Source organism: Ruegeria sp. BHSA163, from assembly GCF_059613365.1.
Genome location: NZ_JBXWSJ010000028.1, coordinates 1 through 23,459, shown reverse-complemented (window position 1 = coordinate 23,459; position 23,459 = coordinate 1). Strand labels below are relative to the sequence as shown.

21 protein-coding genes and 1 riboswitch are annotated in these 23,459 nt (G+C 52.5%); of the genes, 12 read left to right on the top strand and 9 right to left on the bottom strand.

Annotated elements, in window-relative coordinates:
- Positions 1 to 66: 66 nt before the first annotated feature.
- From AC2FNV_RS13965 to AC2FNV_RS13945, 5 genes are all read left to right on the top strand, one after another.
- Positions 67 to 1,905 (top strand): ABC transporter ATP-binding protein, encoded by a 1,839-nt coding sequence (locus AC2FNV_RS13965; protein WP_170606457.1) that lies wholly within the window; start codon positions 67 to 69, stop codon positions 1,903 to 1,905.
- On the top strand, positions 1,902 to 3,734 hold the full coding sequence (locus AC2FNV_RS13960; protein ID WP_170606455.1) for an ABC transporter ATP-binding protein: 1,833 nt from the start codon (positions 1,902 to 1,904) through the stop codon (positions 3,732 to 3,734). The genes AC2FNV_RS13965 and AC2FNV_RS13960 overlap by 4 nt, the downstream gene beginning before the upstream one ends.
- A gap of 39 nt (positions 3,735 to 3,773) precedes the next feature.
- Positions 3,774 to 4,997 (top strand): class I SAM-dependent RNA methyltransferase, encoded by a 1,224-nt coding sequence (locus tag AC2FNV_RS13955; RefSeq protein ID WP_170606453.1) that lies wholly within the window; start codon positions 3,774 to 3,776, stop codon positions 4,995 to 4,997.
- A gap of 26 nt (positions 4,998 to 5,023) precedes the next feature.
- Positions 5,024 to 5,809 carry an ion transporter gene (locus AC2FNV_RS13950; protein WP_170480957.1) on the top strand — a complete coding sequence of 262 codons (786 nt, stop codon included), beginning with the start codon at positions 5,024 to 5,026 and terminating at the stop codon, positions 5,807 to 5,809.
- Positions 5,810 to 5,870: 61 nt separating this feature from the next.
- Entirely contained in the window at positions 5,871 to 6,389 is a 519-nt protein-coding gene (locus AC2FNV_RS13945) for a L,D-transpeptidase family protein (RefSeq protein WP_170480954.1), read from the top strand.
- Between the two features lie 2 nt (positions 6,390 to 6,391).
- On the opposite strand, the gene AC2FNV_RS13940 is transcribed toward AC2FNV_RS13945, so the two are convergent.
- From AC2FNV_RS13940 to cysQ, 6 genes are all read right to left on the bottom strand, one after another.
- Entirely contained in the window at positions 6,392 to 7,831 is a 1,440-nt protein-coding gene (locus AC2FNV_RS13940) for a nodulation protein NodH (RefSeq protein WP_170606449.1), read from the bottom strand.
- A gap of 6 nt (positions 7,832 to 7,837) precedes the next feature.
- Positions 7,838 to 9,538 (bottom strand): DUF5927 domain-containing protein, encoded by a 1,701-nt coding sequence (locus tag AC2FNV_RS13935; RefSeq protein ID WP_170606447.1) that lies wholly within the window; start codon positions 9,536 to 9,538, stop codon positions 7,838 to 7,840.
- A complete protein-coding gene (locus AC2FNV_RS13930) occupies positions 9,535 to 10,521 on the bottom strand; it encodes a glycosyltransferase family 2 protein (protein ID WP_170606628.1) in 987 nt (328 codons plus the stop codon). The genes AC2FNV_RS13935 and AC2FNV_RS13930 overlap by 4 nt, the downstream gene beginning before the upstream one ends.
- Before the next feature lie 170 nt (positions 10,522 to 10,691).
- The gene (locus AC2FNV_RS13925) at positions 10,692 to 11,816 is read right to left on the bottom strand and encodes a glycosyltransferase family 2 protein (protein WP_254442565.1); all 1,125 of its coding nucleotides are present in this window, start codon (positions 11,814 to 11,816) and stop codon (positions 10,692 to 10,694) included.
- Positions 11,817 to 11,888: 72 nt separating this feature from the next.
- Positions 11,889 to 12,689, bottom strand: a complete 801-nt coding sequence (locus AC2FNV_RS13920; protein WP_170606445.1) for a 3-deoxy-manno-octulosonate cytidylyltransferase family protein — start codon at positions 12,687 to 12,689, stop codon at positions 11,889 to 11,891.
- Entirely contained in the window at positions 12,689 to 13,486 is a 798-nt protein-coding gene (gene cysQ, locus AC2FNV_RS13915; protein ID WP_170606443.1) for a 3'(2'),5'-bisphosphate nucleotidase CysQ, read from the bottom strand. The genes AC2FNV_RS13920 and cysQ overlap by 1 nt, the downstream gene beginning before the upstream one ends.
- A gap of 314 nt (positions 13,487 to 13,800) precedes the next feature.
- On the opposite strand from cysQ, the gene AC2FNV_RS13910 reads away from it, so the two are divergent.
- Complete coding sequence (locus AC2FNV_RS13910; protein WP_367648154.1) at positions 13,801 to 14,430, top strand: ABC transporter permease; 630 nt, start codon at positions 13,801 to 13,803, stop codon at positions 14,428 to 14,430.
- Here the strand turns inward: AC2FNV_RS13910 and AC2FNV_RS13905 are convergent.
- The gene (locus tag AC2FNV_RS13905; protein WP_170606441.1) at positions 14,427 to 15,029 is read right to left on the bottom strand and encodes an alpha-ketoglutarate-dependent dioxygenase AlkB family protein; all 603 of its coding nucleotides are present in this window, start codon (positions 15,027 to 15,029) and stop codon (positions 14,427 to 14,429) included. The two genes, AC2FNV_RS13910 and AC2FNV_RS13905, sit on opposite strands and share 4 nt — an antisense overlap.
- Before the next feature lie 214 nt (positions 15,030 to 15,243).
- Between AC2FNV_RS13905 and dnaK the strand changes: the two genes are divergently transcribed.
- The 6 genes from dnaK (at position 15,244) to radC (ending at position 21,174) form a co-directional block, all read left to right on the top strand.
- Positions 15,244 to 17,151, top strand: a complete 1,908-nt coding sequence (gene dnaK / locus AC2FNV_RS13900; RefSeq protein WP_170480933.1) for a molecular chaperone DnaK — start codon at positions 15,244 to 15,246, stop codon at positions 17,149 to 17,151.
- Between the two features lie 74 nt (positions 17,152 to 17,225).
- On the top strand, positions 17,226 to 18,374 hold the full coding sequence (gene dnaJ, locus AC2FNV_RS13895; RefSeq protein WP_170480914.1) for a molecular chaperone DnaJ: 1,149 nt from the start codon (positions 17,226 to 17,228) through the stop codon (positions 18,372 to 18,374).
- A 206-nt stretch (positions 18,375 to 18,580) separates the two neighbouring features.
- A riboswitch (TPP riboswitch) is annotated at positions 18,581 to 18,687 on the top strand.
- Between the two features lie 42 nt (positions 18,688 to 18,729).
- A complete protein-coding gene (thiD, locus tag AC2FNV_RS13890; protein WP_170606439.1) occupies positions 18,730 to 19,533 on the top strand; it encodes a bifunctional hydroxymethylpyrimidine kinase/phosphomethylpyrimidine kinase in 804 nt (267 codons plus the stop codon).
- A complete protein-coding gene (locus AC2FNV_RS13885) occupies positions 19,530 to 19,652 on the top strand; it encodes a hypothetical protein (protein ID WP_302477836.1) in 123 nt (40 codons plus the stop codon). Before thiD ends, AC2FNV_RS13885 begins: the two co-directional genes overlap by 4 nt.
- A complete protein-coding gene (locus AC2FNV_RS13880) occupies positions 19,649 to 20,383 on the top strand; it encodes an ABC transporter permease (RefSeq protein ID WP_496773645.1) in 735 nt (244 codons plus the stop codon). The genes AC2FNV_RS13885 and AC2FNV_RS13880 overlap by 4 nt, the downstream gene beginning before the upstream one ends.
- Positions 20,384 to 20,418: 35 nt before the next feature.
- Positions 20,419 to 21,174: a RadC family protein gene (gene radC / locus AC2FNV_RS13875; RefSeq protein ID WP_170606435.1), complete on the top strand. Its 756-nt coding sequence runs from the start codon at positions 20,419 to 20,421 to the stop codon at positions 21,172 to 21,174.
- Positions 21,175 to 21,177: 3 nt separating this feature from the next.
- On the opposite strand, the gene AC2FNV_RS13870 is transcribed toward radC, so the two are convergent.
- Together AC2FNV_RS13870 and AC2FNV_RS13865 are read right to left on the bottom strand one after the other, a co-directional pair.
- Complete coding sequence (locus tag AC2FNV_RS13870; RefSeq protein WP_170606433.1) at positions 21,178 to 22,734, bottom strand: phosphate ABC transporter substrate-binding/OmpA family protein; 1,557 nt, start codon at positions 22,732 to 22,734, stop codon at positions 21,178 to 21,180.
- A 24-nt stretch (positions 22,735 to 22,758) separates the two neighbouring features.
- A partial coding sequence (locus AC2FNV_RS13865; protein ID WP_496773642.1) for a hypothetical protein occupies positions 22,759 to 23,459 on the bottom strand: 701 nt, incomplete at its 5' end.

Below are 23,459 nucleotides of genomic sequence, written 5' to 3'. Positions count from 1 at the left end.
CGTAGGGTGTTGTTTAAGCGCCATCTTTTTTCGTATTCCAATTTTAAGCTCATCGGAGCACCCTCAATGTTTCGCTATTTCGAAAACCTCGTTGACCCATTTGTCGCCTATGATGAGGTCGACAAACCACCAACGCAATTGTGGCCTTTCATGTTGGATTATTCCCGGCCTTTCTTTCGCGTTTTTGTTTGGGCGGGGCTCATTTCCGTGGTCGTTGCCGCAGTCGAAATCGGGCTCATCTATTACATGGGCCGGGTCGTTGACCTGCTAGGGAGAAGTCCGGCAGAGGTTTGGCGGGACCACGGGACTGAGCTGTTGCTGGTTGCCGCGTTTGTCCTGTTGTTGCGGCCCCTCCTACATGTCATCGATGTTCTGTTGCTGAACAACACTATCTTACCCAACTTTGGTACGCTAATCCGATGGCGTGCACATAAACATGTTTTGCGCCAATCCGTTGGTTGGTTCGAAAATGATTTTGCAGGGCGAATTGCAAACCGGATAATGCAAACACCGCCTGCAGCTGGTGAAGTCGTGTTTCAAGTGTTTGACGCGATTTCATTCTCCCTGGCGTATCTGATTGGAGCTGCAATACTTTTGATGGCTGCAGACCCACGTTTGCTGTTGCCGCTGCTGATCTGGTTTGCCCTTTACGCGCTTCTCGTGCGCTGGACGGTGAAGCGTGTCGGGCCGGCGTCGCAGGCTGCATCAGATGCGCGGTCCACCGTGACGGGGCGTGTCGTTGACAGCTATACCAACATACATTCGGTCAAGATGTTTGCCCACGCCCAGCAAGAGTTGGACTATGCCCGCGAGGCCATTGAAGAAACGCGCCGCACATTCCAGATCGAAATGCGTATCTTCACAATCATGGATGCTGTTTTGGTTACATTGAACGGATTGTTGATCGTTGGCGTTGTTGGATGGGCGATTATGTTGTGGATGCAAGGCAGCGCAACCGTGGGCGTTGTGGCCGCAGCAACGGCACTGACTCTGCGTCTCAATGCGATGACCGGTTGGATCATGTGGGCGCTTACCAGCTTTTTCCGGCAGCTTGGTGTTGTAGCCGAAGGCATGGAGACGATAGCGCAGCCCATCGACCTTTTGGATTCGCCGGGCTCCAAGCCCCTGCAGCTAACAGAAGGTCGGATTGAAATCCGCGATTTATCGCATCACTACGGTCGGAAAGCTGGTGGGTTGGATCGCGTCTCATTGACGATACACCCCGGGGAAAAAATTGGTCTGATCGGTCGGTCGGGAGCTGGAAAATCGACCCTAGTTAAGCTTCTTTTGCGGTTTTACGATGTCGAAAAAGGCGCAATCCTTATTGATGATCAGAATATCGCTAACGTGACTCAGGACAGTCTCAGGCGCCACATTGGCATGGTTCAACAGGACAGCGCGCTTTTGCACCGCTCTGTCCGCGATAACATATTGTACGGACGTCCCGACGCGACCGAAGAGCAGATGGTCGCCGCGGCCAAGCAGGCAGAGGCTCATGAATTTATTCTAGACCTTCAGGATCCACAGGGCCGTGCGGGATACGATGCGCATGTCGGTGAACGAGGCGTAAAGCTTAGCGGGGGTCAACGGCAACGCGTGACGCTGGCGCGGGTTATTTTAAAGGATGCTCCAATCCTTTTGCTGGACGAAGCAACTTCGGCACTAGATTCCGAGGTTGAAGCGTCAATTCAGGAGACACTTTACGGAATGATGCAGGGAAAGACCGTGATCGCGATAGCTCACAGGCTTAGTACGATTGCACAGATGGACCGGATCCTAGTCATGGATAGCGGGCGGATCGTCGAGCAAGGCGCTCACGCTGATTTGTTGGCCCATGGCGGCCTGTACGCGCAATTCTGGGCGCGGCAGTCCGGAGGATTCATGAACCCAGAGGCCGCCGAATGAGAATTGCCGATCTCATTCAGCCTTTCCGACCAACCGAAACGCCCCCGCCGCAGACTTTGGGGGCGTTCATTCGCTGGTGTTTGTCTGGTGCCTGGCCCATGTTGTTCGCGGCTGCGTTCTTTTCGGCCTTTGCGGGCGCTATGGAGGCAGGTACCGCTTGGATCTTGGGGCGCGTCATTGACGTGGTGACCGCCAGTGGCCCGGATAACTTTCTGACAGGTGCAAACTTGTGGAAGCTGATGGGTGCGGTTGCTTTTTTCATGTTGCTGCGACCCCTGTTGTTCGGCCTCTCCTCGCTGTCGAACAACTATATCGTCATGCCGAATATCACGCCGTTGGTTCTTGCCAAACTAAACCGCTGGACATTGGGACAGTCGGTGACTTACTTCGACGACGATTTTGCTGGTCGCATTGCTCAAAAACAGATGCAAACCTCGAACGCGATGGCGTCTGTGGTGTCTGAAACAATCAGCGCGATTGTATTTGCAATTGCCTCGTTGGTTGGCTCTTTGCTTTTGTTAGGGTCAATACATCCATTGGTTATGGCGCCGTTCGCGGCTTGGCTGGTGGTCTACTTTCTATTAATCCGCTGGTACTTGCCTCGAATACGTAAACGTTCTGCTGCGCGCGCCGGCGCACGCGCGACGGTTTCCGGGCAGGTTGTCGATACGATTACCAACATCAAGACAGTAAAGCTGTTCGCGCATGGCGAATTTGAAGAACAATCCGCACAACAATCGATGGTTGATTTGCGGGAAAGATCCCTTGATTTTGGTATGTTGTCCGCAAGTTTTCGATTTGTGCTAATGACACTTGCTGGCGTTCTGCCAGTTCTGCTGCTGGGTGCGACGCTTTTGTTGTGGCAGAACGGGAACGCCACGACCGGTGACATAGTTGCAGCAGGCGCTGTTTCTATCCGGATTGCTCAGATGACTGGCTGGGTCAGTTTCACTCTTATGGGTCTTTATGCAAATGTCGGTGAAATCGAAAACGGAATGAAAACCCTGACCAAGCGAGACAGGGTCGAAGATGCGCCTGCAGCGCAAAACCTGAACGTAAAACGCGGGCAGATTGTTTTTGAAAATGTAAGCTTTGCCTATGGTCGGGACATAGGCGGTGTAACGGACCTATCCATGACAATTGAGCCGGGTGAAAAACTAGGTATTGTCGGCGCTTCCGGGGCGGGAAAGTCCACATTAGTTTCACTGCTTCTTAGACTCTATGACAGGGAAAAAGGCGCTATTCTTATAGACGGGCAAGATGTTGCGGCGGTTACCCAAGACAGCTTGCGGCGTCAGATCGGAATGGTCACGCAGGAAACCGCGATGTTTAACAGATCAGCGCGTGACAACATTCTTTATGGTAACCCATCCGTGTCCGAGAAAGACATGATTTCTGCTGCGCGGAAGGCTGAGGCTCATGAGTTCATTTGTGATCTGCAGGACGCGCATGGCCGCAAAGGATACGATGCGCATCTAGGAGAACGCGGTGTTAAACTAAGTGGCGGGCAGCGCCAACGGATTGCTTTGGCACGCGCGATCCTAAAGGACGCGCCTATTCTCGTTCTGGATGAAGCGACTTCGGCGTTGGATTCCGAGGTTGAAGCTTCTATCCAAACGGCCCTGCATCGGGTGATGGAAGGCAAGACAGTTTTGGCCATAGCGCACCGCCTTTCGACACTGAGCGAGATGGACAGAATCATTGTTCTGGACCATGGCAAGATCGTCGAAAACGGGTCTCATGACGTTCTGTTGGCTCAAAACGGTCTGTACGCTCGCTTTTGGCATCGGCAATCCGGAGGTTTCATTCAAACCGCGGCTGCCGAATAAGGGTTTTGTTACTGGCCAAGCCCCGGTATCAGGCCAGCCATGACGCAGGATTACACCATTCTCCGGCTTGGACATCATGGAGACGGAATAGCAGACGGTCCGATATACGCCCCTCGCACTTTACCGGGCGAGGTGGTTACTGGCGTGCTTGAAGGTGATCGACTGAGCGATATTCGCATCAAATCGCCATCAAGCGAGCGCGTCAAAGCCCCTTGTGATCATTATAAGTCTTGTGGCGGATGCCAATTGCAACATGCTTCGGACGAGTTTGTAGCGAGATGGAAGATGGACGTGGTTCGAGCGGCATTAGCCGCACAACACATCGAAGCCATTTTGCGCCCCATCCAGACTTCTCCTGTCCGGTCCCGCCGGCGTGCAGTGTTATCCGCGCGCCGCACAAAAAAAGGAGCCTTAACAGGGTTTCATGGGCGCAGCTCAGGCACCATCGTGGAAATATCAGATTGCCATGTGCTTGACCCTGGCCTGACAAACGCCCTGCCCGTTGCCGAGGCTATGGCTGAATTGGGCGGCAGCCGCAAAGCCGAACTCTCGGTTACTCTCACCCTTTCCGAGGTCGGACTGGATGTGGCGGTGAGAGGGGGTAAGGCGTTAGACGGTCCGCTGGAATTGGCATTGGCGCAAGAAACCGAGCGGCACGGTCTTGCGCGCTTGACTTGGAATGATGAGATCATTGCCATGCGGCAGGCACCGGCCCAGCATTTGGGACCGGACCTCGTAGTCCCGCCGCCAGGCGCGTTTTTGCAGGCTACAAAGCACGGAGAGCAGGCTCTAACACAGGCGGTTATGGAAATATCCAAAGGCGCAAAGAAAATAGCTGACTTGTTTGCTGGCTGCGGTACGTTTTCCTTCCCGCTTGCCCATTTGGCCGAAGTCCATGCAGTCGAAGGCGACGCAGCTATGACCCGCGCGTTGGACCAGGGTTGGCGAATGAGCATTGGCTTAAAAAAAATCTCAACCGAGGTGAGGGACCTTTTTCGCCGCCCTCTTATGGCAGACGAGTTAAAACAGTTCGATACCGTCGTTTTGGATCCGCCGCGGGCTGGTGCCATCGCGCAGATTGCAGAAGTGGCAGTGTCCAAATGTCCTGTCGTTGCCTACGTGTCGTGCAATCCAATCAGTTTTGCGCGGGACGCCAAAAAACTGTGTGCCGCGGGTTACACCCTTGAATGGATACAAGTTGTTGACCAATTTCGATGGTCGTCACACATCGAACTGGTGGCCGGGTTCACACTTCGTCGATAGATAGGATCAAACAGGAGAGTGCCAGAATGGAGATCAGGCAACGGCTGCAGGACTTTGTCGAGGATCCAAGGTTTGCGCGGTTCATCACAGCCGTAATTCTTGTCAACGCGGTCCTATTGGGAATGGAGACTGCACCCAGTTTGATGGACCGCTTTGGTTCGGTAATCGTTTTTTTGGACACGATTTGCCTTGCGATTTTTGTTGCTGAAATCGCGTTGAAGCTGGTCACCTTCGGGCGGCGATTTTTTACCAGCGGCTGGAATTTGTTTGATTTTACCATCGTTGGGGTCGCACTGATCCCAGGAGGCGGTGGCCTTTCAGTGCTGCGGGCCCTTCGAATTCTGCGCGTTTTACGGGTAATTTCAGTTGCCCCACGATTGCGCCGTGTCGTCGAGGGCTTCATTTCAGCGCTTCCCGGAATGGCTAGCGTTTTTCTGTTGATGGCCATTTTGTTCTACATAGGCGCGGTGATTTCGACAAAACTGTTTTCTCAATCCTTTCCGGATTGGTTTGGCGACCTCGGTCTGTCAGCCTACACGTTGTTCCAGATCATGACGTTGGAAAGCTGGTCGATGGGCATCGTTCGGCCGGTGATGCAGGTTTACCCGTATGCTTGGTTGTTTTTTGTCCCCTTCATAATGGTGACGACATTTGCGGTGGTAAACCTGCTGGTTGGTTTGATCGTCAATTCGATGCAGGATGCGCACCATGCAGAGGATGAAGTTAAAACAGATGCGTATCGTGATGAGGTGCTTGAGCGGCTGGAAAACATTGAACGCAGACTTATAGAACAGGCGAACATCAAAAAGTGATTTCAGTTTTTCTCGTTTCTGGCATAATGCGAAAAAAAAAGAGCAATCAGGCAGTGAAAACATGGATCGTCGAGCATTTGGACTAGGGGCGATGGCGACGCTGAGCCTTTCAGCATGTGCCTCCACAGGCCCCAGATTTCTAAGTTACAATGGCCCTGAAGTGACCTCTTTGGTCATAAACAAGGGTGCCCGCAGAATGTATCTTCTGCATAACGAAAGGGTCCTCAAGGAATATAAGGTGGATCTTGGGTTTGCGCCCTACGGTACAAAAACCAAACGTGGCGATGGTCGTACACCCGAAGGTACCTATCTAATAGATCGCCGCAATCCGCGCAGCAGATATCATCTTTCACTGGGTATCTCGTACCCAAATTCGGAAGATATCGCCAAGGCCAAAGCTGCAGGTGTCGATCCGGGCGGTGACATTTTTATTCATGGTCAACCCAATCGACGATCTGAACGCAAGCGTGCGAAGAAAACAGAAGACTGGACAGCAGGCTGCATCGCGGTGAAGAACAATGAGATCGAAGAGATATATTCCATGGTCTACGAAGGTACTGTGATTACACTGCGCCCTTGATTTTATGCACCAGATGGCAACCAGGGACCAAAGCCAAACTGCAAATAGTCTTGCCGATAGGTTTTGTGCGCCAGGGCTTCTAAATCCGCATCGTAAATTTGAGCCAACGTGAACGGAGAGTCTGGATCTGATGCGATTGGTCTTGGCGGGTGTCGGTGACCAACTTGTCGGGCCAGCTCGGGCAACGCGTTGTTCAATTCGTCTTCGCGCAGAATGCTGTCCGGCAACGCGAAAGATGAAATCCCCTGTAATGTCTGAACCTGCGAACACCAAAGCCCATCGACGCGGATGGGCGTTTGTCCGGCTAAAATCTTCTGCAAAAACGCAAGAAATGCTGAAAATCCCTCGTGGTGCTGTTCAACGGAATAATCTGAAAGTTCAAAATCTTCCGGTATTGGAAGTTTGTAGCGGTTGCGCAGCATGTTACGAATTTTGATGTATGCGCCTGGCGCCGTTCCCAGTATACGCTCGCAGTACACGGAATGAGCCCTCGCCAGTGGATGCCGCAAAACTGTAAATTTGCGGTGGCCTGGTTTCGATTCCATCCAACTGCGCACTTTTTTTTGGTTACGGTCGGTTAATAAGTCTTGGACATTGACCGAATCCAGCTCAGCAAGCCACCGTTCGACCGCCGCCTCGGGACCTCCGCGAACCGGAAGATACATCAAGGACGTTTTTGCTGCACATACGTATCGGGATACAGAAGGCCCTCTTCGTGGTTCGAAATTCGGGGTGCGATGCAGATTAAACCGATCCAACCCTGATACCGCGCGTTCCATTTCCTCGGGGTTCTTGACTTTAGACAAAGTCAGCTCAGGGTTTTGGCGTTTCAGATGTCGGCTAAGCTCATTCAGACGCGAACGTACACCAAGCCATTCTGCCAACCCATTTAGAACTTCAATATCGTTCAGATCATCAAAGCCGATGTAAAACGGAGTTTGACCGGACGTTTGCAGTTTATTCAAAACCATGCGTTGAAACTCGGTCCGCTGCTCGATTTGTTCAGCAAACTCTGCGGGGTCAAATGTAACTTGTGCCTCACGTCTTTGTTTTATGTTCACAAGCTTCCACTGTTTGGTTTCAACCGCGATCTTCCATGAGACATAACTGTCCAGCGGGTTGCGCGTTAATATGATTTTAGCGCAACGCGGGTCGTCCAGTGCGGGACCCAAAGCGCGTGCGTCGTGAGTGCTAAAAAAGCGAAACCCATTCAGTTCACCAGGTGCATTGCGAATTGCGTCGATTAGTGCTGATGGATCGCGATCACGCTTTTCGGGTGTGAAACCCAGCATTTCAGGCAATTTGGGCAACCCCACGAAAAATGGATTGAAAGCTTCGCCATAACAGGTGACCCCATCCAGTGTGTTTAAGTGAAGCTCTAAAAGGTTGGACCCGGTGCGCATATCGGCCAACACGATGAAATAGTCAAAGTCCGGTGTCATTGCAGTCTATTTCACCAGATAGGGTTTGCGAAAGGGCCTGACTTGCGTGTCAAAAACATCATCGGCAGAAAAATCACCCGTCAAATATGGGTGCATACCCTGGTTCTTGAGGTTTTGAAGAAATTTACCGAACCCAGTCAGATCAACCATTTTTGGAGCCTCGGTTACAGGCCTAAGATGTGGAGCGCCAATATCATCGATTATGGTCTGAAGCTGTTCCATAGGAGCTTCGACGAATTCGGAAAGTGACCAAATACGAATGTCAGCCTTGGCATCCAGCGATTTCAAAACCCTCAACTGTTGCGTTTCGACTTGCTGCAACCGGGCGGCCTCGGCCCGGATATCCGCGAAATTCAAATTCGATCTAAATAACGAAACGGCCCAGGCTCCGGTTATGATCGAAATTTTAGCGTTCTTATCGAACGCCAGAAAAGTGTTGATTTTTTGTAAATCGGAGGGACCAAACTGGAAGCACTGTCGTTCGCCGCGCGTATTCCAGATCAGGTTCGTGATAAAGGCTTCCGGGTTATAGTCCCTCAACTTGGCGCTATCGCTTAGTCCGCCATTCAACACCGTTTCATTTCCGCCAAACCGTGCCCGTTCGGGGCTGAAAAGATGTCCGTGAACGCGGGAACCGGTTGCGTTAGTCAGCCATGGCTGGAAATCTGAAAACAGATCGTTAAAGCCCTGAAAGACTGAATATGGGAACGCTGTTAACCCGCACCCTTTGTTTAGACTGGGAAATCGGCTTTGCATATATAACCCATCCCGGCCCCGCGTGCGTCGTTCCATTGCCCTTGCAAATAGACGGTCGATTTTGCCTGGATTGGGCTCGGCGGGTTTCATGGCGCCAGCTTGATCGGTCAGAAATGCCTGATACAGCCGATCCGCCCGATGCCATACCTTGCGCGCAACAAAACAGTCTGACCGGCGCAGCAATTGCAGGTGATCATCGTAGAAAATGTGAGGCCGACCTTGGTAGTCAAATTTTGACAACGTCAAAGAGCGGCTTTCTATTTGAGTAGAATATAGTCGGGCCAGGGTTTGAAAATAACTTTCGTCCGGGATCCAAACCTGCTGAAAATACCGGTCGTAAATCCTGCGTTTTGGGTCTTGCAGAATGGCGGAAAGGGTCTGTCGGGTGAGGCACCACCACTGGCTGCCCATATGAGGAACTAATCCTTCCGGAACGGCACGGCGAATTCCCAAGGCTCGTTGAAGTCGAACATGTGCGTCAAATAATCTGCGCTGCTTTCGCCAGGAAAACGGAAACCGAAATGTAAACCGCTCAAGATCCAGACCACCGACTGTCCACGTTACGTCGCGAGTGGTTGCGCTTTCAATGAAATCTACCCGCTTGCGATCGGCCAAATAATTGACCAATTCAGTCACTGGCCGCAACGGTAGACAAGCCCCGGACGACAGATAGACATGGTGAACTTCTGAAAACCGATCCAACAAAAGGGTGGCTGCAGACTGTGACGCTGCAACAATACCCCAACCTCCCCAATCACAGACATGACGATCGGAAAACAATATCAGCGGATCGTCAGAGCAAGACTTAACGAACTGGGAATAAGTCGTTTTATTGACCTTGCGGTCAACGTGGATCACTACTGGACAGCCCGATGCGGTCCAGTGTCTGGCAACTTGTTCCGCCCGGTCCAAGGCGGTGTGAACCAGCATGACGATGCCCAGAGTGCTCATGCCCAGTTTCCTTTAGACATCAGCCCCAATATTTCCAGTTGCCGCCAGTTGATGAACTTTTCTGACCACTCGTTCCAAAAAACAGGACCATACTGCAACCGTTCAGCATAAGCGCGATATTCATCCGATTTGCGGTAATGTTGTCCGCGACTCAGTTCTTCGCGTGTTTTGTCACCCAAGGTGTCGAGCAGTTTGGCGTGCAATAGAGCACCGCTGGTCTTTTCTCCGCCATTTTGCTCGTAGACTTGGTTCAACCCTCGCGGAAGCAATGCATGGGTCGAGCTTACATATGTGTAGCGCCGATCCCACTTGACCAGCGGGATCTTATTCAAAGCTGGCGCTTTGGAAGGTGTTTCATAAAAAAACACCCGGCTGCGTGGCCCGCCTTGTATCCAAAGATTTCCGTAGGTCGGATTGCGCGAAATCATATAATTCCCAGTGTCGAACCACGGTGCGACCTCAAAGGGGTTCTGACCTTCTTGGTACGGCGTCTCTTCGATTGGGCCGCGCGGATACATGTCGATTAACATTGTGCCAAAACTGCGTACACTTGTGTCGTCCAGCCAATCCGTGAGAGCACGGATTGGTCGGGTATCGCAAAATGGATAGATAAAGAACTCGTCCGGATCGACTGTTAGGACCCAATGGCCATGGGCGTAACTGCGTAGCAAGTAATTGACCCAATCGACCCCAAAGGTTGCGCGTCGATAGCTGGCCTGGGTGTTCCAAACGGAAACGTCAGGTTGTTGGGTCAAAAACTCGGCTGATCCATCGTCGCTGTCATTGTCGACAAACAGAAAATGATCAACACCCAGCTTGCGGTAGTAATCCAGGAAATACGGAAGGCGGATTTTCTCGTTCCGGATGACGCTCATCAAGAGTATGTCATCAGGCTGGATGACATTGGTGGCGTCTTGTTTGACGTTCAACTCGCGTCTTTTGCGCATGCAACGCAACAAACGGCGCTTGCGCCGCAGTCTCATCCGATAGGAATCCAAAAGGCTCACGCGACTGCCCTACCCTCTTTACGCGAGCTTGCCCGGAAGTGGCATTGGCCTGAGTGGTCCCGGACAATTAACGTTTTATGGCATTTTTGCACATTGCGAGGCAACGGGTTTAAATCCCGTATTTTTCTCCTTGAAGCCCCGGCATTTCATATCTTGCCCCAATCCCCTGCCTGCATCAGGCCAAGATCAACCAACTGCACCCAATCCTCATACTTGGTTGACTGGTGTGTCCACATATTGGGTCCTGAAATTATGTCATCGTAATAGGATTGGAACTTCAAAGGATCATGAAAATGCTGTCCCCTTTCCTTTTCGGCTTTAGATTTTTCGATCACATCCGGAAGGAATTTGTTGTGTAACAAAACGCCTGAAGGCATTTTACCACCGGGCCCATCGTAGGCCTGATTCAAATGGTGTGGAAGTGCCGAGTGGCACGAGTTCACATAGGCAAAGTGCCGAGACCATCGTACAAGCGGTATCTTGTTCAATGTCGGCGAGAGGTCTGGGCTATCGGTGAGAAAGACACGTTCCCGAACGCCTCCTTGAACCCAGAGGTTGTCCATGGGTTTCTGCCTTTTGATCCTGTACGGCCCATCGTCAAACCAGCCCAAGGTCGCTACCGGGTCCGTTTTTGGGTCATAATTCTGCGTGCCGAGCGGACCCTTAGGGTACATATCCAGCATTAGCGCGCCGAATGCGATCTGGCCGGTCGCATCAAGCCATCTAGTTAGATGCGGCAATGGTCTCGTGTCGTGGTGGGCGTAAATCAGGATTTCGTCAGCGTCCACCATCAGCGTCCAGTGCTCGTGGCCATAACGCATTTGCAGCCACGTAAGCCAATCAAGTCCGAACCGAGACCTCCGGTAGCTTGCATCGGTATGCCACAACGAGACGTCAGGTTGATTGCAAAGAAATTCAAAGGTGCCATCGTCGCTGCCGTTATCCACCATTAGGAAATGGTCAACTCCCAAGCTGCGATAGTGATGGAAGAACCAAGGCAAGCGGGTTATCTCGTTTCGCACGATGGAAAAGGCCAGAATAGCACCTGGCGCAATGTTTTCCGTGCGATTTGACTGACAGCTTAGCTGATGGCGGCTTCTAAAAGACCGCCAAAGCAGACGTTTGCGTTTGAGGCGCAGCCGATATTTCTGCTGCCAATTCAGCGGATTAGAATCGGCAGCTTCGCTATTCACGTAATCCTTATTTCCAGGAGCCACCGTTTTCTTGCCACCGTCCGGCATTCGCCTAATTTTCGCAGCATGCGAGTGCATAACCGGTTTGCGCCAGGGCTGTGCAAGCATGAAACCCAATAAAACTTGCGCCGCCTGTCACTCGGATATTGGTCATTCCAAACCCATCGCGGCCATCATTTCCTCGATTTTGGCAACGTCCTGAGGGTTATTCAACTCCCAGAATTGGCGGCCCTTGGCTTCAACTTCCACACACAAAACTTTGCGCCCGTTTTCCATAAAACGTAATTGTTCAAGTCCTTCTAGCGTTTCCAGGGGCCCAATATGCCAATTGGGATAAGCCGCGAGCGCATCTGGGCGGTAAGCGTACACTCCGACATGATGAAAAACTGGCGTATCATCTGAGCTATCGTATGTTTCTGAAGTAAAGGGTATCACTTCCTTCGAGAAGTATAACGCGCTCTTATCATTCCCGAAAACCGCAGTTGTTCCACCAACCCGGCCATGTTTTCGATCATTCAAAAGACCGTTCAGCGCGTCGCCGTCACATCGTAGAACCGGGGTTGCGACGCCTGCCTGGGGAGCGGCACGCAGACCCGAGATCAAGTCCTCGATGAACCAATGCGGGGTCAACGGGGCGTCACCCTGCAAGTTGACTACGATTTCGTATCCTCCGTTCAGTTTGGCCAAGGTTTCAGCGCAGCGTTCAGTGCCGTTTCGACAACTTTCAGAAGTCATTACAACTTCGGCGCCAAACCCTTCAGAAACTTGGCGAATTCGATCATCGTCAGTTGCTACCACAACCCGATCAGCGCCAGACACGCTCATAGCCGCGCGCCAGGATCTTTCAATCAAAGTCATGGTGGCGCCCTTTGCGCCAGTCAGCGGCACGAGGGGTTTGCCCGGATAGCGGGAAGAGGCATAGCGCGCGGGAATGGCAATAAGAACAGACATCAGGCTTCCTTAAGCTCAACACCCGGAGCGTAGGCTATGAAGAATGGATTTGCATAGCCATCCTTTCCATATTCAAGAGGCATATGATCATCAAACCTCACTACTTTGCCGCCCGCACCCAAAAGTACGGCGTGCCCTGCAGCGGTGTCCCATTCCATTGTGCGGCCAACCCTGGGGTAAAGGTCGGCTTCACCTGTAGCCACTAAACAAAACTTCAGCGATGATCCTGCACTCTTGCTGTCTCGGACATGATATTTATCAATATAGTCCTCGGTCGCCTGATCGCGATGCGATTTCGAGGCCACAACAAAAAGTCCGGAATTGTCAGGTTTAGAGACTGAAATTGGCGCCGTCTCTCCCTGCTGATCTTTCTCCAAAGCGCCGGTTTCTTCGACTGACTGACCATCGGCCTGAGTGTAAAACATCCTGCCGCGCGCAGGCGCGTAAACCACACCCCGCGTTGGTACGCCGTTTTCCACCAGTGCTATATTTACGGTGAAATCACCACGTCGATTTATGAACTCTTTGGTGCCGTCCAACGGATCGACAATCAGAAAGGTTTCATTGGTTTTTTTGTGCGAGTCTGCCTGCTCTTCGGTAACCAACATGACATCGGGGAACGAATCCTGCAGGCCCGCCGCGATCAGGGCGTCAGCGGCTTCGTCGGCTTCGGTCACAGGGCTGGAATCGGATTTGACTTTTACCTCAAAGTCATCGGCTTCGTAGATCTGCATGATCCTGTCGCCAGCCTCTAAGGCAAGTCGCCTTATGACGGGAATGAGGGAATTATAATTCACAAAAAAACTCCGTTCCTGTGGTTTGTTGATCCGAAATTATGTCGGCCTTATGCTGCGATGAATACGGAACGGCAAGAATTTCGTGCCAAATTGATGGCGAAGTAGCAGGGAAGAGTATTCGCGTGTTTCAGTACAGTAGAAATCAGACTTTGGTGGGCGGAGCATTCACGACTGCCGAATTGGTCTTTCACGCCGTCGTTCGTAACATTCGATCTCAGCACTCAAACGCGGTTGTCGCGATTATTGTTAATATTATTCAAGTCCTTCTCATTGTTACGGCGTTCTATTTTCTTTTGTCATTATTAGGAACACGAGTGGCCAAGATACGCGGGGAATTCATACTTTTCCTTCTTTCTGGCGTCTTCGTCTTTCTGACGCATATTAAATCCGTTGGAGCGATTGCCAGCGCTGGTTCCGGCAACAGTCCGATGATGCTGCATTCCCCGATGAACCGGATTGTTATGCTGATGGCGTCGGCCTTTGGGATTTTTTACACCCAGCTCGTTTCGATCCTTGTGATCTTGTTTGGATACAGCGTTGCCGTCGCCCCGCTGGAGGTTCAAGACCCTGGCGGAGCGTTTGCCATGCTGGTTTTGTCGTGGTTTACGGGTTGTGCGGTGGGCTTGGTTTTTCTAGCTATACAGCCCTGGTTTCCGCGTCTGGCCGCAATATTGAGTTTGGCTTATCGGCGCTTGAACATGATTTTTTCAGGCAAAATGTTCATTGCCAATGCGCTGGGCGGTTTCATGTTGACCATGTTTGCCTGGAACCCCTTGTTCCACATAATTGATCAGTGCCGCGGCTTCATTTTTCGAAATTACTTTCCGCGTAACACCAGTTGGGAATATGCGCTTTGGGTCGGGATTGTTCTGACCATGATCGGTTTAATGGCTGAATTTTACACGCGAAAGCATGTGTCGAAAAGCTGGAGCGCGCGGCGTTAGGTCGCCACACGCAACGTTAGGTTTATGCGCCCACCTTTCGGCAGCAATCGAGACGAACCAAACCGGATGCGGTCAACTCCGTGATAGGCAAGCCGAGCGGGGCCTCCCATAATGACCACATCACCTGAACCCAACCAGATCGACTCGGTTTTGCCTCCCCTGGTGGTATTGCCAATGCGGAACAATGCATCATCGCCCAAGGAAATTGAGACAACGGGCCATGAAAAATCCGCCTCATCTTTGTCTTGATGCATGCCCATGCGTGTACCGTCGCCATAATAGTTGATCAGGCAGCATTCGGGCAAACGGGCCACGCCTGTTACATCATGCCAGATAGAGGCGATTTGGTTTGGAATCGCGGGCCAAACCACGCCATTGGGGTGGGTATCCTGGTACCTATAGCCGCGTTTGTCCGAGACCCACCCCAGATTCCCCGCCGACGTCATGCGCACCGACATTTTCTTGCCAGAAGGAGTTGTCGGATTAAATAAAGGTGCGGATTTCAGAACCGGGCGCAGAACCTGAACCAATTCAGTTTGAGCGGAGGCACCCAAATAGTTCTTTCGAATGTCGAAACCACGCAAAAGCAGCCTTGTCATCGCGGAATCCTCATTCCTTAACAATTCCTTTTCCCAAAAGGCACCAGAATCCGTGATTCCCACGTTTCTGAACGCTTGCAGGCCTCTGGTCACGCCCTTATATACGCCGGGACGCGCTAAGGTGTAGTGCCGTAGCGCAAATCAGATCGGGGCAGGGATGCCATAACGGGTCCCGGCCTCGGGACATCGCCTTGAAGAGAAAGGGATTGCAAAAATGGGAAAAGTAATCGGGATCGACCTCGGAACCACGAACTCGTGTGTTGCCATCATGGACGGCTCGCAGCCGAAGGTCATCGAAAATGCCGAAGGGGCGCGGACCACGCCCTCGATCGTCGCGTTTACCGAAGATGAGCGACTGGTCGGTCAGCCTGCAAAGCGACAGGCGGTCACCAACCCCGACAATACGATCTTTGGCGTAAAGCGCCTGATCGGACGTCGTGTGGATGATGCAGAAGTAGAAAAAGATAAGAAGATGGTCCCGTATGCCATCGTCGATGGTGGCAACGGCGACGCGTGGGTCGAAGCCCGCGGCGAAAAATACTCCCCAAGCCAGATTTCGGCCTTCACTCTGGGTAAAATGAAGGAAACCGCCGAAAGCTATTTGGGTGAGGAGGTCACACAAGCCGTAATCACCGTTCCGGCATACTTCAACGATGCTCAACGTCAGGCTACAAAAGATGCTGGTAAAATTGCCGGTCTTGAAGTTCTGCGGATCATCAACGAACCGACAGCGGCTGCACTTGCCTATGGTCTGGACAAAGAAGAAACTCAAACCATTGCGGTTTACGACCTTGGCGGTGGTACTTTTGACGTGACCATTCTGGAAATCGACGACGGCCTGTTCGAGGTCAAATCGACCAATGGTGACACCTTCCTGGGTGGCGAAGACTTTGACATGCGCATCGTCAACTACCTGGCGGATGAGTTCAAAAAGGAACACGGTGTCGATCTGTCCGCCGACAAGATGGCACTGCAGCGTCTGAAAGAGGCTGCTGAAAAAGCCAAAATCGAACTTTCGTCAACCTCGCAGACCGAAATCAACCAGCCATTTATTTCGATGGGTTCGAACGGTCAGCCGCTGCACATGGTTATGAAGTTGACCCGTGCAAAGCTGGAATCCTTGGTTTCTGACCTGATCAAAAAGTCGATGAAACCCTGTCAGGCCGCTCTGAAAGACGCTGGTCTGTCTGCAGGCGATGTGGACGAAGTTGTTCTTGTCGGCGGCATGACCCGTATGCCGAAAGTGATTGAAGAGGTTACCAAATTCTTCGGTAAAGAACCCCACAAAGGCGTGAATCCGGACGAAGTGGTTGCCATGGGCGCCGCAATTCAGGCCGGTGTTCTGCAGGGCGATGTCAAAGACGTGGTTCTGCTGGACGTTACTCCGCTGTCGCTGGGCATCGAAACGCTTGGTGGTGTGTTCACCCGGCTCATTGACCGTAACACGACGATCCCAACGAAAAAGTCCCAGGTCTTTTCTACGGCCGAAGACAACCAAAACGCCGTAACGATCCGAGTGTTCCAAGGTGAACGTGAAATGGCGACTGACAACAAAATATTGGGTCAGTTCAACCTGGAAGACATCCCGCCCGCACCGCGAGGCATGCCTCAGATCGAAGTTACCTTTGACATCGACGCCAACGGTATTGTTTCGGTTTCAGCCAAGGACAAAGGTACCGGCAAGGAACAAAAGATCACCATCCAGGCCTCTGGCGGATTGTCCGATGAAGATATCGAAAAGATGGTCAAGGACGCCGAAGAGAATGCCGAAGCTGACAAGGAACGCCGTGAACTGGTAGACGCCAAAAACCAGGCGGAAAGCCTCATCCACTCGACTGAGAAGTCAATGGAAGAGCATTCCGACAAAGTCGACCCGACCACGATCGAAGCCATTGAACTGGCAATCGCTGCACTGAAGGATGAGTTGGAAACCGAAAATGCCGACAAGATCAAGTCGGGCATCCAAAACGTCACCGAAGCTGCTATGAAGCTCGGCGAAGCTATCTATAAGGCTCAGTCCGAAGAGGCTGATGATGAACCGGCGGCTGCGGACGCTGCTCCGGGCGAAGATGACATCGTCGATGCCGAGTTCGAAGATCTGGACGACGACAAGCGTAACTAACGGAAAGCCGGGCCAATTCGGGCCGGTCCGGTTGCCGGGCCGGCCCGATTACGTTGAGGCAGAAGGACATGCTGATGTCAAAACGCGACTATTACGAAGTGCTCGGTGTGTCCAAGGGCGCTTCGGCGGATGAGATCAAAAAGGGCTTTCGTAGAAAAGCCAAGGAACTTCACCCGGACCGCAACAAGGACAACCCCGACGCAGAAGCGCAGTTTAAAGAGGCTAACGAGGCCTATGATATTCTGCGCGATGCCGACAAAAAGGCAGCCTACGACCGTTTCGGTCATGCCGCGTTTGAAAACGGTATGGGAGGCGGAGGCCGCCCCGGCGGTGGGTTCGGCGGTCAGGGAGATTTTTCAAGCGCGTTTTCGGACGTGTTTGATGATCTGTTCGGCGACTTCATGGGCGGTCAAAGGGGCGGCGGCGGTCGTCGTGCCGCGCGGGGTTCGGACCTACGGTATAACCTTCGGGTAACCCTTGAGGAAGCCTTTGGGGGTTTGCAGAAGACCATAAACGTGCCGACGGCAGTTGCCTGTTCGTCTTGTGAAGGTACCGGCGCGGAGGGTGGCGTTGAGCCCACGACCTGCCCGACGTGCTCTGGCATGGGAAAAGTCCGGGCGCAACAGGGTTTCTTTACGGTGGAGCGTACGTGTCCAACCTGTTCGGGGCTGGGCCAGATCATTAAGAACCCGTGTAAGTCGTGCCAAGGTGCTGGTCGCGTCGAAAAAGAACGCGCGTTGTCGGTCAACATTCCCGCAGGTGTTGAAACAGGTACACGCATTCGTCTTGCAGGCGAGGGCGAGGCTGGAATGCGCGGCGGACCTCCGGGTGACTTGTATATATTTGTCGAGGTCTCTGATCATAAACTTTTCGAACGCGACAGCGTGAATCTCTATTGCCGTGTTCCGGTCAGCATGGCTAAGGCGGCGCTGGGCGGCTCGATCGAAGTTCCGACCATCGACGGTGGGCGTGGGCGCGTTCAGATACCAGCAGGCAGCCAATCTGGTCGCCAGATGCGCCTGCGCGGAAAGGGCATGCCGGCCCTGCGCGGCGGCGGCGTTGGCGATATGTTCATCGAGTTAGCGGTGGAAACTCCGGTCAACCTGACAAGCCGCCAAAAGGAAATTCTGAAAGAGTTTGAAGATTTGGGCGAAGACAATCACCCGGAATCTAAAAGCTTCTTTTCGTCTGTAAAGTCATTCTGGGACGGAATGAAAGGCTGAGTCCAACTTGACTCGGCTTTGCCGACACTTCTCATATTTTTAGACCAGATCAATGGGGACAACTAGTTTTGATCTGGTCTCACTGTCTCTGTGGTGGTTGGCGCTATCTGTGAAATGAATCAAGTTCATTTACTCTATTTTTTCCAAATTTGACGATAGAATTTCGTATTTGCGCTTGAACTCAGACTCACCACCTGAGAATGTCCCTCCAACCGTTGGGGTGCCCTGATTGGAGGGCTGAGAGGCGTTGCTGCGTCAACCCATCGAACCTGATCCGGGCAATACCGGCGTAGGGAACGGTCTATTATGCACAGACGTTTTCTAAGTTCGCTTTGCCTTTTATTGGAGCAAAGGCATGGCGTACGTAGCTTTGGCAATAGCTGGATCCGACAGCGGCGGGGGCGCGGGCATTCAGGCGGACCTAAAAGCCATGTCCGCGCTTGGCGTTTTTGGCGCCAGCGTAATCACTGCGGTAACCGCTCAAAACACACAGACCGTCAAGGCTGTTCACGGTATCCCGCAGGACGTAATTGCAGCACAAATCGAAGCAGTTCTGTCCGATCTTGATGTCGGCGCGATCAAGGTGGGAATGCTTGCAACGCGCGAGATAATCCAGACCGTGGCGATTGGCCTTCAGGGTTACGAAGGTCCACTGGTACTTGATCCAGTCATGATAGCAAAGTCCGGAGATGTTCTGTTGCGGCAAGATGCAGTTCGGACGCTACGCGAAACACTGTTGCCGCGCGCAACGGTTTTGACACCCAACTTGCCCGAGGCCGCCCTATTGCTCGATGCCCCTTTGGCGGAATCACCGAAGGAAATGGCAGAACAGGGGTTGGCTTTGTGCGAGTTCGGCGCGGGTGCAGTCCTGATGAAGGGCGGCCACGCAATCGGGGAAACTTGCCACGATCTATTGATTGACTGCAAAGGTATAGTTGGTGAATTCAAGGCCCGACGAAGGAAGACGAAGAATACTCATGGTACGGGATGTACCCTGTCATCTTCCGTTGCTGCAGGGTTGGCAAGTGGGCTTGATTTGAAGCTGGCCACCGCAACTGCACATGCCTACTTGCAGGGCGCGATCGCGCATGCGGACGATTTGAAAATCGGTTCTGGCCACGGTCCAGTTCATCACTTCCATAAGGTTTGGGCGACGTGAGCAAGTGGTCGGTAATTGGTGCCGGAGTGGCGGGCTTGCCGCCGCGCAACGTTGATGATCTTTCAACGCTGGAAGTTCAAGGAGCATTGCTGCGCCCGCTACGGAAGGATGCGGCTTGAAATATCTTTCCGGGTTTTTCGCCGTTCTATTCGGGCTTGCGGTTTGGCAGGCCCTTGTAGAACTGACTGGGCTGCCCAATTTTATCTTGCCGGGTCCGGTACGGGTCGCCGATACTTGGTGGCAGAACCGCTGGCTGATCGCCGAGCACGCATGGGTAACAGCGGTCGAGGTTGTTGTCGCTCTGTTCTGCGGTACCGCCCTTGGCGTCGCCACCGCGCTTCAACTTGCCAGTTCGCGTATTGCCCGGATGTTGGTTCAGCCCGTACTGGTCTTTAGTCAATCTCTGCCGGTTTTTGTTCTTGCCCCTCTGCTGACCCTTTGGCTGGGTTACGGACTTTGGTCCAAAGTGGCGATGGCGGTTCTTATCATTTACTTTCCAATTACTTCGTCATTCTTCGACGGGTTAATGAGGACTCCGTCCGGTTACCTTGATCTGGCTCGCGTTATGCAAATTGGCCCCAAGGCGGTGCTTTGGCACATCCGAATTCCTGCAGCTTTACCTTCGCTGGCCACGGGGCTGCGTCTGGCGGCAATTTATGCCCCGATTGGGGCAGTTATTGGCGAATGGGTTGGGTCGGCACAGGGTTTGGGCTATCTGATGCTGCTTGCAAACGGTCGCGCCAAGACCGACCTGATGTTCGCAGCGATGCTTACACTTGGTGTATTTTCGATCACCTTGCATTTGATCGCTCACCACGCGACGGCTCGACTGATAGGCGAAAGCCGTTAACCTTTCAGAAACTGATTCTGCCGCAAATTTCAAACATGACACAGGACGCCTTTGCTGAAGCACCGACGCTATTTGAAATTGACGAAGCCCCGGTACAGCCGCTGCCTTCTGGTAAGTTGCCATCTTACATCAAGGATCACCGCAAAAGGCTGCGCGAACGGTTCATGTCAGGCGGTTCGGCGGCTATGCCGGACTATGAATTGCTGGAACTTGTACTGTTCCGTTCGATTCCACGGCAGGACGTTAAGCCGTTGGCGCGGGTTTTGATGGACACTTTCGGTGACTTCAACCGTGTTTTAACGGCACCAGTAGAACGGTTGCGAAAGGTGAAAGGCGTAGGCGACACGGTGATCACCGACCTGAAAATACTCGAGGCTTGCGCGCATCGAATGGCGCGCGCGCGCGTTATTCAGAGGCATGTGATTTCCGGATGGGACGCCTTGCTAGACTATTGCCACACAACGATGGCCCATCGAGAGACAGAACAATTTCGCGTCTTCTTTTTGGACCGAAAAAATGTCCTGATCGCTGATGAGGAACAAGCAAAGGGCACAGTTGACCACGTACCGGTTTATCCGCGCGAGGTTGCCAAACGCGCGCTCGAGCTAAACGCCTCAGCATTGATTCTGGTTCATAACCATCCGTCAGGTGATCCGACGCCGTCGCAATCTGATATCGAAATGACAAACCGAATTCAGGACGCATGCTTGGCGCTAGGTCTTACACTGCATGATCATTTGATAATCGGAAAATCGACTGAGCTGAGTTTTCGGGCCAAAGGATATTTGTAAGGTCTATTGGATCCAGATTTCGACCCTGCGATTGATCTTTTTCCCCCATTCGGTGTCGTCACAGGCCATAGGCATTGCTTCGCCGAACCCTACGGTGGTTAGTTCGGTACTGTCTGGAATTGCTGTTTCAACCGCAGCCAGAACAGCATTTCTAACGGTGTTTGCCCTGAGTTTCGCTATTTGTGCATTCGAAGAAGCTGGTCCCTCGCCGTCGCTGAAACCAACAAAAGTCAGTTTGCGTGCATCGAACACGCCTCCCTCAAGAGCCTGCGCCAGTTGTAATATGTTAGATCGGGATTGAGCATCCGGGCGCGAGGATCCGGTCTCAAATCGAAATGAAAGAGTCAGCCTGGACATTGGGCGTAAGACTTCAATCATGCGTTGCAGTTCATCAAGACCAACTTCGGCTCCGCCAGAAGCAATCGAATTTGCAAGGCGATCGCCCTGCAGCCCTATGCGTATTGTTTCTGGTTCCTGATCGACCAGCCCTGCTTTGCGGATCACGACTTGGGCCGCAGGAGTTTGCGTATAAGCTAAAAACTGTCGGGCAATTCGAGGCAGGCGATATTGCGGAAGATACAAGAACATAGGCGCGGTCAGTGGGTAATCTTCGGTCTTCACCGATTTTCGTGTGGCGGTAATTTCATGCCCGCATCCTCCTGACAGTGCCAGGGCGCGTGCATCCCCGATTTCCGCAAGACTGCCGATCGCGATAGAAAATGGGTCATTGACGACGGTTTGGGTCAACTTACGAATTTGAGTGTGCCTAATGACATCATCGGAAAGAGTTGTTTTTGACGGGAATAGCAACTGATCGTCAACGGCTTGTGCAAGTCCCGAACCATTTGGAGGTAAGTGCAAAGAAATCGGAGCGTCTGGCCCCCCTAACTCTGACCAGTTCGCAATATCGCCAGCAAAAACGCGCACCAGATCTGATAGCGAAATATTTTGCACGGGATTGTCTGAGGAAACCATTGGCACAATGGCGTCCAGCGCCAAAACGCGTGACCGTACTGGATGGGAAAGATCACCCAGGCCAGCTACCTTGGCCGCATCCATCTCAGATTGTCGAACCTCTCGCTGAGCAAGAACAACATCTGCCTTGTTGTTGACGAGGTCTTCAAATCCGCCGCCTGTATCTGTTGAGCGGATAAAAAATTTGGCCAACGCCGCCTTGCGATCGGATTGAAACAGACTATAAATAGTTTCCCGACCGTCTACTTCTTGGCGGCTGACGGTCAGGTTTTCTCGTTGTGCAAAGCCCTTTAACAATGCTGGCAAAAGTGCTTCTGCCATTACGGATGAACCGGAGAACCGAATTTCAGCTACGTAGTCGATCAAATTTGGACACGCTGGGCCATCACAGGTCACGCCAGAGCCATCGATCGTCAGTTCGCCAAACTGGGTTTCCAATCGATAGAACTCACCGTCGTAACCTAAAAGAGTTCCGACTACTTCGACCTTGCCGTCATGCGAAGTCAAAGTGATGTCCTGAGCGAGTGTGCTGGTTGCGGCGAATACGCCGGTCAGCGCAATAATCGCCGCACGAAAAATTGCCATTTTTGCCCGTTGACCTGACTGCCCTTACTTTGCGGCGATTGTCAGGTCTTGAAGCAGATTATTCAACACCAGAAAGTCCTCTGAAGTTGAACAGTCAGGCAGTGTCACTGTTAGGTCTCGGGATCGCAGGCGCCGGTCGCCCCGAAGCTCCAGCGTCTGCACGTTCAACGCGCTACCGCAATTGGATTCGGTTACTTCTGCTTCCAGACTCAGTGCTATTTCGCCTGTCGGCGTTTCGGGTCCGTTGGGGTAAGAATAAATCTGGGCCTGGCGCGTCCCTGAATTTTCAGGTTGACCCAAATGAATTACCGAACCCGTACCATTGGATTCCGAACTTGCCCAAACGTGGCCGTCGTCCCCATAACTTGCGCCAAACTCCAGCGCGTGTAGTTGTAGTTCGGTCTCGCCTTGCCACTGCAAAGCCACACGTTCAAATGCCTCAATATCGGGAACATGCGTCGTTGCCACTGTACCTTTGTCATCCCCAAAAGAGATCAGGAAAATCGCATATTCAGAGAGAGCTGGAACAGTCAGTTTCAGTGTGCCGTTAGCATCGGTAGACGCAGTAAAAGTAAGGCCGCTGTGAAGGATCTGGACTTGCTCGTTCTGATGGCACGGAGCTTTTAACGTCAAACGTGCTGAGGCGTCAGGTGCTGCCGTCGCTCGAGCATTCAGGGAACAATTCGTTTGTGGGACAGGTTGCGCACGCTGCAAGCCCCTTTGAG